This window comes from Xanthomonas hortorum pv. pelargonii (assembly GCF_024499015.1).
Classification (GTDB): Bacteria; Pseudomonadota; Gammaproteobacteria; order Xanthomonadales; family Xanthomonadaceae; genus Xanthomonas; species Xanthomonas hortorum_B.
The window spans coordinates 480,100-498,155 of sequence record NZ_CP098604.1 but is presented as its reverse complement, the minus strand read 5'-3'; the positions used below and the strand labels follow the sequence as shown (position 1 = coordinate 498,155).

The 18,056-nt window shown below is 65.2% G+C and carries 14 protein-coding genes and 1 pseudogene; 5 read left to right on the top strand and 10 right to left on the bottom strand.

Translation table 11 applies throughout. The annotated features are described in order from the left end of the window. Positions 1–35 precede the first annotated feature (35 nt). The 6 genes from NDY25_RS02205 to NDY25_RS02180 form a co-directional block, all read right to left on the bottom strand. Entirely contained in the window at positions 36–650 is a 615-nt protein-coding gene (locus tag NDY25_RS02205) for a hypothetical protein (protein ID WP_168957802.1), read from the bottom strand. 1 nt (position 651) lies between these two features. Continuing rightward, positions 652–2,400 carry a S8 family peptidase gene (locus NDY25_RS02200; protein WP_180336528.1) on the bottom strand — a complete coding sequence of 583 codons (1,749 nt, stop codon included), beginning with the start codon at positions 2,398–2,400 and terminating at the stop codon, positions 652–654. A 920-nt stretch (positions 2,401–3,320) separates the two neighbouring features. Beyond that, entirely contained in the window at positions 3,321–5,696 is a 2,376-nt protein-coding gene (locus tag NDY25_RS02195) for a TonB-dependent receptor (protein ID WP_168957800.1), read from the bottom strand. 197 nt (positions 5,697–5,893) lie between these two features. Beyond that, on the bottom strand, positions 5,894–7,117 hold the full coding sequence (locus NDY25_RS02190; protein WP_168957799.1) for an MFS transporter: 1,224 nt from the start codon (positions 7,115–7,117) through the stop codon (positions 5,894–5,896). Continuing rightward, positions 7,114–7,536: a MarR family winged helix-turn-helix transcriptional regulator gene (locus tag NDY25_RS02185; RefSeq protein ID WP_168957798.1), complete on the bottom strand. Its 423-nt coding sequence runs from the start codon at positions 7,534–7,536 to the stop codon at positions 7,114–7,116. The genes NDY25_RS02190 and NDY25_RS02185 overlap by 4 nt, the downstream gene beginning before the upstream one ends. A 344-nt stretch (positions 7,537–7,880) precedes the next feature. Continuing rightward, complete coding sequence (locus NDY25_RS02180; protein ID WP_168957797.1) at positions 7,881–9,947, bottom strand: TonB-dependent receptor; 2,067 nt, start codon at positions 9,945–9,947, stop codon at positions 7,881–7,883. A gap of 178 nt (positions 9,948–10,125) precedes the next feature. On the opposite strand from NDY25_RS02180, the gene NDY25_RS02175 reads away from it, so the two are divergent. Beyond that, on the top strand, positions 10,126–10,542 hold the full coding sequence (locus NDY25_RS02175) for a MerC domain-containing protein (protein WP_006450151.1): 417 nt from the start codon (positions 10,126–10,128) through the stop codon (positions 10,540–10,542). A gap of 136 nt (positions 10,543–10,678) precedes the next feature. Next, complete coding sequence (locus NDY25_RS02170; protein ID WP_006450150.1) at positions 10,679–10,861, top strand: 30S ribosomal protein THX; 183 nt, start codon at positions 10,679–10,681, stop codon at positions 10,859–10,861. Positions 10,862–10,962: 101 nt separating this feature from the next. Here NDY25_RS02170 and NDY25_RS02165 read toward each other — a convergent pair whose 3' ends face one another. The 4 genes and pseudogenes from NDY25_RS02165 to NDY25_RS02150 form a co-directional block, all read right to left on the bottom strand. Continuing rightward, a complete protein-coding gene (locus tag NDY25_RS02165; RefSeq protein ID WP_168957796.1) occupies positions 10,963–12,306 on the bottom strand; it encodes a chloride channel protein in 1,344 nt (447 codons plus the stop codon). A gap of 43 nt (positions 12,307–12,349) precedes the next feature. Next, on the bottom strand, positions 12,350–13,651 hold the full coding sequence (locus NDY25_RS02160) for an alkaline phosphatase family protein (RefSeq protein ID WP_168957795.1): 1,302 nt from the start codon (positions 13,649–13,651) through the stop codon (positions 12,350–12,352). Positions 13,652–13,687: 36 nt separating this feature from the next. Further along, positions 13,688–14,269 carry a methylated-DNA--[protein]-cysteine S-methyltransferase gene (locus NDY25_RS02155; RefSeq protein WP_256627963.1) on the bottom strand — a complete coding sequence of 194 codons (582 nt, stop codon included), beginning with the start codon at positions 14,267–14,269 and terminating at the stop codon, positions 13,688–13,690. Beyond that, a pseudogene (locus tag NDY25_RS02150) lies at positions 14,233–15,693 on the bottom strand (DNA-3-methyladenine glycosylase 2 family protein); the annotation flags it as partial. The pseudogene NDY25_RS02150 and the gene NDY25_RS02155, both read right to left, overlap by 37 nt. 147 nt (positions 15,694–15,840) lie before the next feature. Here NDY25_RS02150 and NDY25_RS02145 point away from each other — a divergent pair. The 3 genes from NDY25_RS02145 (at position 15,841) to NDY25_RS02135 (ending at position 18,054) form a co-directional block, all read left to right on the top strand. Beyond that, positions 15,841–17,028 carry a COG3904 family protein gene (locus NDY25_RS02145; RefSeq protein WP_168957792.1) on the top strand — a complete coding sequence of 396 codons (1,188 nt, stop codon included), beginning with the start codon at positions 15,841–15,843 and terminating at the stop codon, positions 17,026–17,028. A gap of 66 nt (positions 17,029–17,094) precedes the next feature. Further along, positions 17,095–17,343 carry a hypothetical protein gene (locus tag NDY25_RS02140; protein WP_023904514.1) on the top strand — a complete coding sequence of 83 codons (249 nt, stop codon included), beginning with the start codon at positions 17,095–17,097 and terminating at the stop codon, positions 17,341–17,343. A 168-nt stretch (positions 17,344–17,511) separates the two neighbouring features. Further along, positions 17,512–18,054, top strand: coding sequence for a DUF4019 domain-containing protein (locus NDY25_RS02135; RefSeq protein ID WP_168957791.1), 543 nt, complete (start codon positions 17,512–17,514; stop codon positions 18,052–18,054). Positions 18,055–18,056: the final 2 nt, after the last annotated feature.

Here is an 18,056-nt window from a genome sequence, read left to right as displayed (position 1 = left end):
ACCAGGCCGCAGGCGTTTGCCTGCGGCCGTGGCACTCACATCGGTTGCATGACTGCCTGCATCACCACCAGCGATACCTGCGCGATGCCGCTGCTGCCTTGCAGACGGGCCACCGCCCGCTGGGCCTGTTCGATCGAGGAATAGGTGATCACCGCGCTGCCATCCACCTCGGAGGCATAGGCGATGGTTCCGCCTGAGCTGCCTGCCAGCGAGGTCGCGGTGGCTGGCGTGGTGCCGGTCAATTTCAGTTGCGGCCTGACCAGCACCACGCGTCCGGTGCGCTCGTTCACTGCCGCTGCCAACGTGCGTTCGGTGCCGGAGACGCCAGCGCTGCGCGCAGCGCCCGCGGTGTTGTCCAGCACTACGGCATACGGGCCGATGCGTGCGGCAATCTTGCCTGTGGCTACCGAAGAAGTAGCACTTGTGCGCGCCTTGCCGGACAAGGGCGCTGATCGTTCCGCATCGTCAGCCGGCAGGGTCTCGGCAACCACCGAGCCTGGCAGCATGCGGAACATGTCGGCTCCGGATTTGAAACGCTCGCCGGTGGCCGCGGCGCTGAGCGTATTGGCATCCATGTACTGCGCGGCTTGCGCCAGGCCGGACACTGCAACGCAACCGAGCAACAACGAAACAACAAGTGTGTTCTTCATATCAGTGCCCCACGATGCGAAGTTTGAACGTCTTGAGTGCAGCAGTGGTCCTGGGCTCGCTCATGTCGGTGACTTCCAGCGTCCACACGCCCTGCGAGGTTTCGTCCAGAAACGCGTTGCTGGAAGTAAGGTCGATATAGAACCCGGTCTTGGCATAGGCATCGGCATCCAGCGCCGAGAACGGCGTGAGCACATAGCTGCGTGTGCCACTGGGCGATACCAGCACCACCCGCAGATTGCTGGGCGTCAGATGCGCGGTTTCCAGCGACAGTTGCACCGATTCGACCTTCATTGCCTGCTTGATGCGAATCCGCTGGGTGGCCGGCCGCGCCGGCCCACCGATCTGGCTACCTGCATTGCCGGACTTGACCCAGCGTGTGTCGCGCATCGGCGGCAGTGGCGTGAAGTTGCTGGCCTTGTAAACGGCCGCCGCCGCATCGGCCAACCCGAAGCCATACCAGTTACTGAAGCGATGCCCGGCGGCATTGGTGATCCAGCCCGGATCGATCACGCTGCCCTGATAGGCCACACGTGGTTGCCACGGATCGATCTGCCGCGCGGTGGTGGCCAGGATGTACTTGACGTCGCGCGCGCTCAGGCTGGAATTGGTACTGAGGATCAACGCGGCCACACCGGAGACGGTAGGCGCCGCTGCCGAGGTGCCATTCATGATGCCGCTGTAATTGCAGGATGCATCGATCCTGGAGGCGCTACTGTCCAGCGCGTTCAATACCGCCGCGGGATTGTCGACGTTGTAGCCTGCCTGGCAGCCGCTCAGATCGGTGGAGACAATGGCCGGGTCGTAAGCGAACGGCGCGGTATCCGGCGCGAAGATCTGCGCTGCGTTGGGGTAGAACTTGCGCTGTCGCCCGAACTCGCCACCAAGACCGGACACCCACAATGCAGAACCCGACGACGAATACGAGGCGCGTTGCCCCTTGGCATTGACGCTGGCAACGACAATGGTGCCCGGCAGGTTGGCCAGCGGATCGATGTTGGCCAGGGCGCAACCGACATTCAATGTGCGCGATAGCTCGCTGCAGATGTTGACGGGCGTTCCGGTCTGGTCCGGCACGCGCAGGCGCCTGAAGCTGTTGCCCGCAGACTTGACGTAGATGCCGCCAAGACCGCCGCGGGTCGATCGCATCAAGGCTTCCCAGGACTGCTGATCCTCCACCGGAAAATCGAAGTAGATCGACGCGACCGACCCCCAGCTATTGTTGAACACATCGATGTTGCGCGCCTCGGGTCCATCGCCCCACGCATAGCGCACGCTGGCATCGGAGGTGGACGACGCCCGCCCGAACAAATCGAAGCCGGCAAGCAGCGCTTCCGGTGCGACGCCGCGCCCACCGCGGCCGTTCCAGCCGACCGCACCGATGATGCCGGCCACCAACGTGCCATGCGCATTCTCGGGATCGATGGGAGTTGTGTCGTGCGATCCGTCTTCGAAATTGTGCGAGCCATTCGGCAGGATATTGTCGGCCAGATCTTCGTGGCGCAGTTCCAGGCCGTCGTCCACCACGCCAACCCGCACGCCGCGGCCGCGAATGTCGATGGCATGCAGGAGATCCACATCCATATCCACGCCAGGTACCGGGCGGCTGTCGCCGATCACGGCTTGTCCCTGGTTGGAGATGTGCCATTGATAACGCAGTAGCGGGTCGCCTGCGTTGGCCCGGGCAGCGGTCGCCGGCTGTGCGGCAAGCGCAGCGATTGGTGGGCTGCCGATCAGCACGGCGCCGATCAGCAGTGCGAGATGTCGCCTGTGAAAAAGGTTCATTCCGTTTGATTCCGGTCAAAGGGTAGGCACGGTTAAAGCGACACAGTTCCCCGTCCGGTCGATCAGGCGATCGGCCAGTGCAACTGCTTCAACACATTCGGGCCGTGCCTATCGAGCCCGAATCGGCAGAATCAGTAGACGTTGAAAAGTGAATTCACGCGGCAATGGCCGCGTTGAGGAAACCCGATCAGGCAACGCCGGAGGCATGCGCCTGGCAGTACGGGCGAGCCGTCAGTACCAGGTCGGGTTGGATGCAGCGTGCAAAAGAAGAATGCCAACAGGCAGCAACAGGGGCCATGTCCGTGTATCCCGAAAGAGCCAGTGAAACGCATCCGTCAGAAACGCTGGATGGATGCGACCAGGTCGTCCGTCGGCTCCCCTGTGCGCGTCCGCGCAACCGACGCTGGCGATGCGCATGCATCGGCAGCGATCCGATTAAAGATTGGTCAATTCTTGTTTGCAAGCCAGGCACCAGGTGACATTCACGTGACCCGCTGCGCAGTTTATGCGAGGCATGCCGACTCACGCACGCAATGCGAAGTTTTCGGCACGAGATTGGCCGCTATATTTTGCGATCTATCCGGAATCTATTGATAGAAAAAATCACGATGCGCGAATCTGCTTCGCATTTGGATTGATGCGCTACGCCGATCGCGAAGGTAATGCGCCCTGGTCGCAGCATGCACGCATCAGATGCGTCGCTGCTGTAGTGCTTTATGAAGAACGGCCGCTGTTACCTGCGCCGCCATGCATGCATCTGGCACCGTTCAGCGCTGCGCACGTGCACGCACCTGCAACATGACAACGTCAGTTGCCAGCAGGACGAACGCAGGCGCCGATGCCGCGCGTGGCGAGGCGTCAGCGCCCGCACTTCTCGATTGCAGCACCTACCAGCGATACGCCACCGACATCTGGTACTGCCGTCCGGCAATCGGCCGGCCCATGAACACGCCGCCGGTTGCGGCTCCCTGCACGCGCACATTGCCTTCGGTCAGGCCCAGCGTGTCGGTGATATTGCTGCCACTTGCGGTCACTTCCCAGTGCTCGCCCACATGCAGGTTGGCGCCGATATCCACCATGTCGTAGGAGGGCAGGCGCTGGCTGTTGGCCAGATCCGCAAAGCGCTCGCCCACGTAGGAATAGGTGGCAAACAGCTTTAGATCGCCGAACGGCAGCATCCAGTAATAGCTGGGCGTGATGCGGAACTGGCGCTTGGGCTGGCGCATCACCTGGTTGCCGGTGAAGTTTTGATAATCCCGGTACTTGGCATCCAGCCAGACGCCGGTACTGGCCAGCTCGAAACCGCCGAACGGGCGGATGGCCGCTTCCACTTCCATGCCGTAGGCGCGCGAATCGCCGACTGCGGTGAAGTTGGTGCCATCGGCCAGGAACGCCTGAAACGGCGAGTTCTTGAAGGTGTTGTAGAACGCGGTCAGGTACAGATCGTAGTTGCTGGCGCCGAACTTGAGACCGAGTTCGTACTGATCCACTTCCTGCACGCGATTCTGTCCATCGCGCAGATTGTCGAAGCCGGGAAACTTCACCCCGGAGTTGACGCGCGCGAACAGGCTGTTGTGATCATCCAGTGTGAAGTTAAGGCCTGCAGTCCACGATAACGCTTCATCGTCCTGATCGATGCGGCGGGTGCTGGCCAGTGCCAGCGAGGTGGCGTTGTCGTACAACGTGGCCGGGTTGGCATCCAGATCGACGCTGGCGGTATCGTGCACGTCGCCGGTCACGCTCTGGCGTTCGTAACGGGCACCCAGGTCCAGGCGCAAGCGCTCGTTGAGTTCCCATTCGTCGGCGACGAAGGCGGCGATGTTCTCGCCGTCGTAGTTCGCGCGCAGGTTGAAGAATGCAGTGCTGGTGAAGCCCTGACGCGTGGCCTGTTGCCCATTGTCCAAGGCCAGATCGATACGCCGCGCGTTGTTCTGCGCGGTGAGTAACATGGTGTTGCCCAGATACCAGGTGTCGGCCGAGGAGTACTTGGCGTAGTACGCGCCCACGGTGAGCGTATTGCCGGCAAACAGTTCGCGGCTCAGGCGCAAGTCGTTGGTGACCGAATTCAGGCGCTTGTCCACCGACCACCAGCCGGCTTCTAGCACCTGCTGATTCGGGTCGACCGCGCCACCGCCGTTGGTGAAACTGCCGCTGCCGGTGGTGCCATAGCTGGCGATGAAGTCGCTCAGGCGCTGCGGTGCGTCGCCGGTGAACAGCGCATAGGTCGGCGCGCTGCCGCTCATCACGTTGAAGCGATCGGCAATGGTCCAGGCGCCGGTTTCCCAGTTCAATTCGCCGCCGAACACATCGATATTGACGCCACGTCCGTCGGCCAGATCGCGTCGGATGGTCTGTCCATTCGGCCCGACCAGCAGATCGACATTGCGGAAGTCGCGGCCGAGCAGGGTTCCGGTCTGCGCATTCAAGCCGGGGAAGTTGGACAGGTCGTTGCCGTTATTGCGCGACAACAATGGAATGGCGGTATAGAACGCGTTGTTGTCGTCGGTATGCCGCGCGTACAACGACACTTCGCCACTGTCCCAGCGCTTGCTCAAGGTGGCGCTGAACTGGCCGCCCTTGTCGGCGGAAAACTGCGGGTCGCGTACGCCATCGGTCTCGCGAAAGAAACCGCCCACGCTGTAATACCAACCGTTGCCCATCGGCCCGCTGTTGAACACATCGATGCGGCGCAGGTCGTTGTTGCCGCCGGTCAGGCGCACGCTGCCTTCGGGTTCGTCCTGGCCTTTTTTCTGGATGAAATTGACTGTCAGCCCCGGCTGCCCGTTGGAGAAGATCGGGCTGGAACCACCACGCAACACTTCCATGCGCTCGACGGTATCGTCGACGCGGAACAAGGTGGAGTTTTCCAAAAACGACAAGGTCGGTGGCGGAAACAGCGGCGAGCCATCCAGTTGCATCGTCACGAACGGCGCGTCGCCTTCGGACGGCATGCCGCGCACGAAGATGTTGGCACCGGTGCCACCGCCGCTGGGCTCGGCCCACACGCCCGGCACGATCTTCAACAGGTCTGCGGTGCTCTGCGGCACCGCCTGCTGGATCTGTTCTGCGCTGGCGGTGGTGATCGAAAAGCTGGCATCGCGCTTGGCCAGGCCCTTGAAGCGCGCTGTGCCGCTGACGATCACTGCATCCAATGTGGTGGCGTCGCTGCGCGGTTCTGCTGTCGAGGTTTGCGCATGCACAGCGGGCGCAAGCAGTGCGCCAATGGCCAGGGACAAGGCATAGCGGGGCATCGATGACGACATGAAAGCTCTCCTTAGAAGCGTCGCAACTGGCAGCGATGCGTGCAGTCGCGCGCGCTCTGCCAACAAAGTGACCGGCAGCACATCACGGCGCCGGTAGCGCAACGCGGTAACGCACGTTGCGTTGCTGTTCTAACGGAGTTGCCAGCAAAAGCTGTTGTGCGCCGCGTCAACCCATGCCCACGCGCTTTGCCCGCGCCTTACGCCACCGCGCGGACCGGTGCCGCTTCCCGAATCGGTAGATTGATCAGTGCGGCGACCACTGCCAGCGCCATGTCGGCGTACCACATCCAGCTGTAATCGCCGAAGCGCTCCAGCGCCAGCCCACCCAGCCACGCGCCGAAGAAACCGCCCACCTGATGCGACAACAAGGTCAGCCCGAACAACGTTCCCAGATAGCGCGGGCCAAACAATTTGCCGATCAATCCTGCCGTCGGTGGCACCGTGCCCAGCCAGGTAAAGCCCAGTGCCGCGGCGAACAGGTAGAAGGTCAGTGGCGTTGGCGGCGCAATCAGATACAGGCCGATCAACACCGCACGGCTGGCGTACAACGCGCACAGCAACCACTTCATGCGGATGCGTTCGCCCAGTTTGCCGGCGACCAGGCTGCCGGCCACGTTGAACAAGCCGATCAGTGCGATCGATGCTGCAGACACGCTGGCAGGCAGACCGCACAGTGCGATTTCGCCGGGCAGGTGCGTGACCAGAAACGCGATGTGTACCCCGCAGGTAAAAAAGCCCAGATGCAGGCACCAGTAACTGCGATCGCGTACTGCCAGGCGCAACTGCGCACGCAAACCGATGTCGTCGTTTGCGACGGTACTGCGCGTGCCTGGCGGCGATGATCTACGTCGCAGCGGCCAGGCCAGCGGCAAGGTCAACAACGAGATCACTGCCAGCCCGGTCATCGCCCTTGCCCAACCGGCTGCGCCGATCATCAACTGCACCAGCGGCGCAAACACGAACTGCCCGAGCGAGCCGCCGGCGTTGATCAGCCCGGCCGCGAACGAACGCCGCTCCGGCGCAATACGACCGGCGGTGGCACCGATCAGCACCGAAAAACTGCCTGCGCCCGCACCTGCGGCAGCCAGAATGCCGAGCGAGACGATCAGCCCCCATTCGCTGGCCATCCACGGGCTCAGCCCCAAGCCCAGCGATAACAGCACGCCGCCGAACAGCAGCACCGGCAACGGGCCGCGCTCGTCGGCAATCGCCCCGAACACCGGTTGCACCGCGCCCCAGACCAATTGCCCCACCGCCAGCGCGAAGCTGATCGACGCGATGCCGATCCCGGTCTGCCGATGGATCGGCTCCACGAACAAGCCGGTGGTCTGGCGCGCGCCCATCGTCAGCATCAGCATCGCCGAGGCGATGAGCAGCAATCCCCACTGCGCGCTCGCACGCGCTGTCGCCGGGGCGCTCATGCGGCTGTCTCCAGTAAGGCATCCAGGCGTTCCAGCGTTGCATGCAACTGTGCGGTCGGTGCCGCACCGAACAGCGCCTCGAGCTGTTCCTGCGCCGCCAGCCAGTGCGGCCGTGCGCGCACCAGCAACCCACGGCCGCTGCGGCTCAGGACCAGCCATTTCTGCCGGGCATCCTCGCCGCGTTGGGTCTTGATCCATCCGGCCGCCAGTAGCGGTTTGAGGTTGCGGGTGAGGGTGGTGCGGTCCATGCCCAGCGTGTGTGCCAGCGCGCCCAGCGATTGCGCCGCATCCAGCCTGCGCAGGATCGAGTATTCGTTGAGGCTCAGACCCACCGGCGCCAGCGCGTGGTCGTACAGCTGGGAGGTACGCCGTGCAGCACGGCGCAGATGAAAGCAGGTACAGCCGCTGAGCTTGGACATGGGATGCCTCCACAGTGGCAAGCAGAATGCGTGTATATGCACTTATTGGCAAGTTTCAGTTGGAAGTTTCAAGATGCTGTCGCTATCCATGCGAACGCTGGCCGCTGTCGATGGCTTGCGATCTCCAGCCGTGTCGCTTGGTTGTGCGTGAGAGCCCCTGTGCTGCGAGCAGTGCATTCGCCTGACAGTCGAGCCTGCAAGGCCGGCCTCGGCCGCTGAGCAGGTCGCAGCGGCACGATGCGCCTTCCGGTACGCGATGCAGCGCTGGCGCAGCCATCACCTGGACAACGCAAAAAGAGGCCGCCCGAAGGCGGCCTCGCTTATGACGGCGGGAGAGAGCGCCGTCAGAAGAACATCCGCACGCCGAACGAAGCGCTGCGACCAGGAAGCATCACATCGTCCTTTAGGAAGGAGGTGTGCACGCGTGCATCCTGATTGGTCAGGTTGTTGCCATCCAGAAACACTTCCCACGCATTGCTGCCGCGGTCCACGTGGTAGGCCAGATGCGCATCGACGAACGTATAGCCGTCGGTCGCGGTTTCGTTCACGGCGATCTTGTCCTGCTTCATGGTGCGGGTGGCACCGAGCGAAGCGCGCCACTGGTCGGCATTCCAGCGCATTTGCGCGCCGACGCGGCCCGGGGCGATACGCGGCAGATTGCCGCCATCGTTCAAGCGCGCGCGCACGGTGTCGCCGAACACGCGCAGGTCCCACGCGCCGGTGTCGTTGTTGGCCAGATGGAAGGTGGCCTCGCCTTCGAAACCGTGGAAGATCGCGTCGGCCTGGGTCCACTGGCGGATCGGCAGGAAGTCGTTGTCTTCCTCATTGAACCACTGGTTGCCGGTGTCGACGATGTAGACGAAGTCGTTGTAGCGGTTGTAGTACGCGGCGACCTTGGCATCCACCCATTCGTTCTGGAAGTTCAGGCCCAGCTCGGCCTGGTTGGCCTTTTCGGTCTTCAGATTCGCATCGCCGATCTCGAAGGCTAGCGTGGCGATATGCGGGCCGTTGGCGAACAGCTCTTCTTCGGCCGGCGCGCGTTCGGCGTGGTCGAGGTTGGCGGTCAAACGCCATTGTTCGTTGAAGCGGAAACCGCCGCTGAGCGAGAAACTGGTCGGGGTGAAGTCGCGGTCCACGCCGATGTCGGTCTGGTACTTGACCTTGTCCACGCGTGCGCCGAGTTCCGCAGTGACGCGATCCCAGCTGTTGCGCGCAACGCCGAACACGCCGAGCGAGCGCGTATCGGTCTTGGGTACGAAGGATTCTTCGCCCACGGCCTGGAAGGTGGTATCGCTGCCCTGCAGGCCGAACGCGGTCTGCCAGCCGCCGCTGAAGGTGAAGGAGGCTTCCACGCGGCCTTCGTTTGCCCGCTTGGTGAACACGGTGCCGACTTCTTCTCCTTCGAACTCGGTGTGCGCGTAATCGGTGTGGCCGAAGCTGTAACGCAACGCGCTGCCTTCGCCCCACGGATCGGTCAGCCCGCCCTTGAGGTCGTAGCGGTCCTGCTGCAGCTTCAACGACACGCCGCGCTCGCCGATCGACAGATCGCCCGGCTCGCCGGGATTGCCGTAATTGTCGCGGAAGCGCGACGCCGAGAGGCCGACAAAGCCCCAATCGCCCGACAGCGACGCGCCGATCGAGCCCACCTTGGAGTCGATCCAGGAATTGGCCTGGCGCCCTTGCGGGGTGTCGTAATCGTTCTGGTTGCGGTACACGCCGTCGGCATGGATCGACAGCCCGCTGCCATTGCCGGCATCGACGCGGAACATGTCGGTATTGCCGTCCTTGTCGCCGCCGTCGAAGCGCACTTCGGCGCGGCCGCTGAAGCCGTCCACCGGGGTTTCGGCAATGCGTCCGTCGACCACGTTGACCACGCCGCCGATCGCGCCGGAGCCATACAGCAGGGTGGAGGGACCCTTCAGCACTTCGATCTGGTTGGCCAGGAACGGCTCGATCGCCGGCGAGTGGTCCTGGCTGACCGTGGACACGTCCTGTGTGGACAGGCCATCGCGCAGCACCGCCACGCGCGGGCCGTCCAGGCCGCGGATGATCGGCCGGCCGACGCCGGGCCCGAAGTTGGAACTCTGCACGCCGGGCAGGCTGGACACGGTTTCGCCCAGGCTCTCGCTACGCACTTCGTCCAGACGCTCGCCGGCCAGCACTTCGACCGGGCGGCTCAATTCGCCGGCCGCATCGCGCAGCGGGCTGGCGGTGACGACCACCTTGTCCAGATCCTTGATATGGCGGCCGCTGGAATGGGTGGCGTCGTGGCGCGTGTCCGAACTGGGCGGGGTCTGCGGGTCGGCCGGGGCAGGCGCGTCCTCGGCCATGGCCAGGGCAGGGGTCAGCAGGCTGGTCAGGGCCAGCGTGAGCGTGGAGCGGCGAAACGAGGAAACGAGGCGAGGATGCATGGCGGGCCGGACTCTGTGATTGTTACTTTATATCAATGATAAGGCGCAGCTTGACTGCTGGGCCGACGGCGAGATCCACGGCTGCACAGTGCAGTGACGCGGATCCGGAAGCGAGTAAGCTCTGGAACAAGCAAGATGTTATATTATTCCACGTCGCCGCGAACACCTGCTGGAAGTCATGCCTCTACCGTCCCTTCGCCATGTGCTCGACCGCTTCGGTGCGACCGGTTCGCTGCTGTGTGCCGTGCATTGCGCCGTGCTGCCCTTGGTGCTGGCACTGGCGCCGTCGTTAGGCCTGTCGTTCTGGCTGGGCGATGGTGTCGAGCTGGCGATCGTGGTGTTCGTGAGCCTGCTGGGCCTTTTCAGCCTGGTATTGGGCTATCGCCGGCATAAGGCGCTGCATGCGCTGGCGCTGTTGCTGCCGGGTTTGCTGCTGCTGTGGGCCGGCCTGCTGTACGACCCGCTGCACCACGCGGCGATCCCGCATGCGGTGGTGATGACGCTGGGCGGCGCGCTGGTCGGTATCGCCCATCTGGTCAATCTGCGCCTGAACCACGGGCATGCCCACGTTCACGACGCCAGCTGCGCACACTAGCCCAGGCTGCGCTGGCCGGGGCCGTCGTGGTAGGCTTGCCGGCCTTGCGCGAGGGCGCCGCCGGCGTAAACCTCGCCAGACCCGTGTTCAGCGCGGGGATTTTGTATTCAGTATTCACATTCAGGAGTCGACGAACATGGGTAAGGGTGACCGCAAGACCGCCAAGGGCAAGCGCTACAATTCCAGCTACGGCAATTCGCGTTCGCACGCGGTGAGCAAGGTTGTCGTGGGTGCAGCTTCCCCGGTTGCCAAGAAGGGCGTGGTCAAGGCCCCGGCCAAGAAGGCTGTAGCCAAGAAGACCGTCGCCAAGGCCGGCTGATTCCTAGCCTGCTGCGCGACACCAGAACGCGGCGCTTGCGCCGCGTTTTTTTATGTCCGAGGTCAGCGCAAACGCGCGCGTCGCAAACGCGCGCGTTGTTGCTAGCGCGTCGTTTCCGCAGCCGGCGGTTGGCTGGCCGCCGCCGGCGCCAGCAACTGTTCGGCCAGTCCGCGATAGATCGGCGTCTTGCAGACCAGCCCAGACACCGCACGCGCAATCAGCACGGTAGCCAGGATCGGCAGCAGCATCTGGCTGGTGTCGGTGAGTTCCAGCGAGATCACCGCCGAGGTCAGCGGTGCCTGGGTCACGCCGGTCAAATAGGCGCACATGCCCAGCAGCACGAAGGTGCGCGGGTCCACGCCCGGCATCAGCACCGACAGGTTGTGGCCGATGCCGGCGCCCACTGCCAGCGCCGGCGAGAACAAGCCGCCCGGGATGCCTGCCAAGTACGAGACCAGATTGGCCACCAGCTTCATCAGCCCGAATTCGTGGCCGACCACCGCATGCCCCTGCACCAGACTGCGCGCCTGCTCGTAGCCGGTGCCGAACGCGCCTTGCCCGAACACCAGCGCCAGGCCGACCAGGGCCACGCCGCACAGCGCGGCCAGCAGCACCGGATGGCGCTGGCGCAGCGTTGCCATCCAGCGCGGCTTGCCGCTGACGCTGGCCAGCACCATGCGTGCGAACACCCCGCCGAGCAGACCGGCCACGCCGCCGCACAGCGCGATCGCCAACCACGCCTGGCCCAGCGGCAACGCCACCGCCACCTTGCCGAAATAGGTGTAGTTGCCCAACAGGCCCAGCGACACCACGCCACCGACGATCACCGCCGTGAGCAGGGTGCCGGAGAAGCGGTGCTCGAAACGCCCGCTCAGTTCTTCGATCGCAAACACCACGCCGGCCAGTGGCGTGTTGAACGCCGCCGCGATACCGGCCGCACCACCGGCAAGCAGAAAGTGCGAGAGCTCGCGCGGATCGTGAAACCCGAACCAACGCCCGAACGCATGCATCAGGCTGGCGCCGACATGCACGGTGGGACCTTCGCGGCCCACCGAGGCGCCACCGAACAACGACAAGGTGGTCAAGGCGAGCTTGCCGATCGACACGCGCAACGACAGATTGGTTTCCCGAAACGCCGGATCGTTATGTTCCAGCGCGGCGATGACCTGCGGGATGCCGCTACCGCGCGTGGGTCGCATCGCGCCGGAGGTGAGCCAGGCCAGCAAGGCGAAGATGCCCGGCGTCAGCAGCAGCGCCCACCAGATCGAGTGCGCGGTGATGCGCTGAAACAACTGGAAGGCCGCGTCGCTGGCCTTGGCGAACACGATCGCCACCAGCGCCACCGCAATCGCGCCGCCCCACAGTGCAGCGCGGCGACGCCAGCCTTCGCTGGATAACAACGGCCGCAGCCGAAGCCGGCGCGGCGAGGGATCAGAAGCAGACATGCCGCTATTGTCGCATCGGCGCGCCGTAGCCGCGACGCGTCACTCAGCGTGCGTCGGCCGGCGGCACGCGCAAGGCCGGCAACAAGGTGGCGGGATTGCCATCGTTGGGCGCGGCGGGAATTCCCAACAGCCGCGTCATCAGGGAATACACATCGACATTGTCGAAACCCGGCAAAGTCTTGCCCTGCGCCAGATCCGGGCCTTGCGCCAGGAACACCGCGCGCATCGAAGGCAGCGCCGGATCGAAGCCGTGCGAGCCGCGCAGCTGACCGGGCACGCGCTTGGCCAGTTTGTCCGGAAACAGTGCGTCCCAGCCTTCGTGCATCTGGCACACGATCGGCGGAATGCGCGGGTGCGTGCCGTACTGCCAGCGTGCGGGCAGCGCGGCCTTGCGCCAGCAGTCGTACTGCGCATGCGCACCGAGCAGGGTGGCTTCGGCGCGCGCCTGCTGCCCGGGCACGGGATCGAAGCTGATCACCTGGCCCTCGGTGATTGCTGTGGCGATGGTGGGCGGCGCCAGGTCTTCCACGCTGAGCGCATGCCCGGGCGGCACCTCGGCCATGCCGTGGTCGGAGACCACGATGATGTTGGTGCGGCTGCGCGTGCCGTCGCGTTGCATGCCGGCCAACAGGCGGCCGATTGCGCCATCCACCGCGCGCACGCTGTCGGCGTACTCGCGCGACTCCGGGCCATGATCGTGGCCGGCTTCGTCCACGTGTTCGAAATACAGCGTGACCAGGCGGTTGGTTGCGGCGCCTGATGCGTCCAGCCAGCCCAGCACCTCGTCCACGCGCGCGTCCAGACCGGTGCCTTCTTCGTAGTGGCGCCAGCGCGTGGGGCGCACACCTGCAATCGCCGCCTCGCTGCCGGGCCACGACCAGGTCGCTGCATGCAGGCCGTTGTTTTCGGCACCCACCCAGATCGGTTCACCGCCCCACCAGCGCGCATCGCCCACGGCCTCGGGCTTGCTCAGCCAGAAGCTGCCGAGCACCGGGTCGCGCATGCTGTTGTGCACGATGCCGTGGTGGTCCGGGCGCAGGCCGGTGACCAGCGTGTAGTGATTGGGAAAGGTCAGCGACGGATACGAAGGGGTCATCCAGCGCGCACGCACGCCGTCGTGCGCGAGCTGCGACAGGTTGGGCGTGATGCCGCGATCGAGCATGTCGGCACGCAGGCCGTCGATGGAAATCAGCAGCAAGGAATGCGGCGTGTCGCTGGATGGCGCTTCTGCCGATGCCGACGCGCTGGAAACGGCCGCTGGCGCGCTGCGCGGCGGCACGGTGTTGGTACAGGCAGTGAGCAGCGCAAACGCGGTGGCGGCAAACACAAAACGTCGATCGATCATCGCGCCAGTTTACGGCGCGGCAATGACTTCGCGAAGTCAGCGCACCTTGGTTGCGGAGAGTTCGGCGAACAGATCGTCGGCAGGTGTGCTCTGGCGCGGCGACCACCCTTCCAGCTGCAACAATGCCTGCTTGGTCGGCAGGCCGCCGCCGAAGCCGGTCAATGCACCGTTGGCGCCGATCACGCGATGGCAGGGCAGCACGATCGGCAGCGGATTGCGGCCATTGGCGGCGCCGACTGCGCGGCTGGCGGCCGGCCGTCCCACCGCGTGCGCGAGTTGCGCATAGCTCCAGGTCTGCCCGAACGGAATCTGCGCCAGCGTGTGCCAGACCTGCAGCTGAAATGGCGTACCGGCTGGTGCCAACGGCAGATCGAAACTGCGCCGCCCGCCGTACAGATAGTCGAGCAATTGCTCGCGTGCCTCGCGCACCAATGGTGCATCGGGATCGTGCAACCAACGCGCGCGGCCGAGCGCGTCGTAGCGATTCTGCGCGAACAGGATGTGGTGCACGCCGGCGTGATCGGCGGCCACGCTGAGTGCGCCGATCGGCGAGGAGAAGGTGTCGTAATACAACGTGCTCGCGAACGGGTGTCCTTGCGATCGACGGCGAGATGCCACAGGTGCAATACGGCGTAGGCGCGCCACGGCCGCCACGCCTGCGAGCGGGTTTCGGTGGCGCGTTCGCTGAGGCGCTCCGGCGTGCCGAGCACCTGCTGCAGGATCAGGTCGCCGGCCGGAAACGCATCCGGATGCGATAGCGCACGCATGGCGATGTACTGCGCGGTCCACGGCCCGATGCCGGGCAATGCAGTGCAGGCGGCGACGAACTCGGGCAGGCGTTGGCCAGCGCCAAAATGCAGCCGGCCTTGCGCGCATGCCGATGCCAATGCACGCAGCGTGGCGGCACGTGAACGTGGCAGGCCGAGTTGCTCCAGCGGCGCCTCGGCCAGCTGTTCCGGCGTGGGAAAGATGCGATCCAGGCCCGGCGGCATGTCGACATGATGGCCGCCATGGCGCTCGACCAGCCGCGCCGCCAGCGTCGCCGCACCGGCCACGCTGATCTGCTGGCCCAGTACCGCGCGCACCGCCACTTCAAAGCCGTCCCAGCCGCCCGGCACGCGCAGGCCGGGGCGGCGCGCGATCGCCTCGGCCAGCAACGGCTCGGACGCCAACGTGGCGTGCACCGTCTGCAGATCCGCATCCAGATCGAACAACCGGCGCACGCGTCGCACGATCTGCGGAATCTGACGCGGGTCGGTCGCACCGATGCGCAACAACAACTCCGCACGCTGCGGCGCCGCGCTGACGTCGATCAGCGTCGCGTTGCCCGGCGTGCCGATCACGCGTCGGTAGCCGCTGGCGTCGACCTGCTCGATGCCGGGAATCGCACGCCGCTGCAGAAACGCCAGCATCGCGGGTAGATCCAGCGGCGGCCGATAGCCGAGTCGCAAGGTCAGTTCGCCACCCGGCACCTCGGCACGCTGCTTGCGCAACGCCGATGGCGGCATGCCGCAGCCATCCAGAAACGCCGCGTTGAAGCGCCGCAGGCTGTTGAAGCCGGCCGCCAGTGCGACCTCGGTGACCGGCAATGCGGTTTCGGTCAGCAGTTGCTTGGCCAGCAGCAGCCGGCGCGTGCCATGCACCTGGATCGGCGTGGCGCCGAGTTGCTGCACGAACTGCCGCTGCAACTGGCGCGCACTCAAACCGACCGCATCGGCCAGCGTCTGCACCGGCTGCTCCTGCAGGGCGCCTTCGACAATCATCGCCAGCGCGCGCTGCACGCTTTCTTCGCCCAGATGCTGCTGCGCCTGCGGCGACAGTTCCGGCCGGCAGCGCAGGCACGGTCGGTAACCGGCCGCACTGGCCGCTGCCGCAGTTGCGTAGTAACTGATATTGCCCGGCTTGGGCGGCGGCGCCGGACATACTGGCCGGCAGTAAATACCGGTGCTGCGCACGGCGGTGAAGAACAACCCGTCGAAGCGTGCATCGCGCGCCAACCGGGCGCGGTCGCATTGAATTCGGTCGGGCGTGGCGGTCTGCATGGCGCCAGTCTATGCGCTCGTCCCGACCCAGGCTGGCCGTTTTCGGACAGCACTGCGCAGGGCATGCGTGTTCATGGCAGGGTCAAACGGTTGGCCCATTCAGCCATAGACTGGGGGTGATCTCGGTCGCGGTCTGTGTCCTACCTCATGCTGAAACTGCTCTGTCTCTCTCTTTGCTGCGTGCTGGCGCTGTCTGGTTGCGATCGCACCGGCACGTCGGCCGATGCCGCGGGTGCGCAGCAGAACGGCGCGGGGCAGGCCGGCGATGGCGACCATATGGTCTCGGTGGATACGCCCGAACCGGTGGCGCCGCCGCCGCGCCCGCGCGCGCAAACGGGCGAAGCGGGGTGGCCGCAGGCGGAACTGGAAGCCGGCAAGGCCTGGATCAGCTGCGCCACCGATTACAGCAGCGAAGCCGGCGATGGCACGCTGCTGCCGGCGCTGGATCGGGTCAGTGTGGAAGCGGCGCTGGCGCCGTGTCGCGACACCGGGCTGCTGCGGGTGCGCTATGCCGGCAAGATCAACGCCGGCTTCGCTGCGTTGGTGTGGCGGCTGGCGGCGGTGGCCGAGCAGCTGCGGTTGCCGCATCGCATCCTGGATCTGGATTCCAGCGGCGGGCAGGTGGAAGCGGCGATCCGCGCCGGCGATACGATCGGCGAATCCAACTGGACCATCTGGGTGCGCGAAGGCTCGATCTGCCACAGTGCCTGCGTGTTCGTGCTGGCTGCCGGCGACAACCGGTTGGTGGCTGGCAAGATCGGTATTCATCGCATGATGCGGATCAGTTCCAAGGCCACCTCGCGCGCGGAACTCAATCGCGAATTGCGCGAGGTCTACGGCAACGTTAAGGATTATCTGGAGCGCAACGGGGTGGCGGTGGCAGTGGCCGATCTGATGATGACCGTGCCCAACCGCAGCCTGCGGCTGCTGACGATGGACGAGCTGCGCGAGTACGGCCTGGATGGCACCAACGCGGTGCAGGACGATCTGGAGCGCATCCGCCAGATGCGCAAGTGCGGCGATGCCTTCGTGCGCCGCAAGGATGCGTTTCTGGTCGCCTTCGATCAGAAGTGCAAGGGCGAGGGTGCCGATCTGGAGGCGGTCAACGCCTGCGGCCTGGCCTTGAAGCAGCGCTTCGGTTTCCCGGATGCCACCTGCCCGGAAGAAAGCCCGCTGGCCGAAACCGACGCTGCCGCCTTGCCTGCGACTTCCGACCCGGCGAAGGCGGCGGACGCGGCTGCAGGTGACACCCAGCTCGCCACGCCGGCACCGGCACCGGCCGCTGCCGAATCGGTCTCCGAGCCGGCGCCGGCCCCTGTTCATAGCGAAGGCTGAGCTTCACGCGCACCGCACCGTCCGCTGCCTATCGTCGCAGCAGACAACGGCGCCGGGGGGGGCAACATGATCGGAAAAACGAAAGGGGTGATGCTGGCGTACCTGCCATCGGCCCTGCTGGTGCTGGGCGGGTTCGGAATTGCCGAGCTCCTGCAGATGATCGCCGCAGCCAAACAAGTGCAATGGCCGGCCACGCTGGCGGTCTGGCTGAGTCTGGTCGCGTTGATTGCAGCCACTGCGCGTGCGCTGTGGATCAGCTGGCGACTATGGCGGCCGCGCAGCGTTGCGACGGTCCCGCCGAGCGGAGACGCCTGACGCTGCCGGTCATGCAGTGAAACTTGTTGACGGCACGCCTGATGTCGATGCGCCATGGCGCTGCTCGCTCAACGTCATAGACGCAACACGCACTAGACTGCCGTTCCGGGCGCACCTAGCGTGCGACTGTTCTCCCTCTATCGATATACGCACAAGGTCATCTACCCAATGTTCCGTCCCCGTTTGCTTGCCGTGCTGGTGTTGGCTCCGTCGCTTGCCTTCGCACAACAACCTCAGACCGGCGCGCGTCCGGCCGCCGCACCGGTTGCTGGCGGAACAACCGCCGCCGGAACAACCGCAGGCACGCCCGCAGTCACTACCGCGCAGCAGGTGCAACTGGTCAAGCAGAACACCGAGATGACCCAGGCCGCATTGCGTGTGGCGCAGATGGTCGATACCAACCAGGTCGCACCGCTATGGGATGGCGCCTCCACGGTGGCCAAGACGGCGGTCAAACGCGATGTCTTCGTCAGCCAGATCGGTGCCGAGCGCGCGCGCCTGGGCGCAGTGGTCGGCCGCGGGCAGGGCTCGGTGACACGGGTCAAGTACGGCCCCGGCGCGCAGGTGCCGGAAGGGCTGTACATCAACGTCAGCTTCCCGACCCGGTTTGCCAAGGCGCAGCAGCCGGTGCGCGAGCTGGTGTCGTTCCGGCTGGATGAGGACAAGACCTGGCGGCTTGCCGGCTACAGCCTGCGCGCGTCGATCAAGTGATG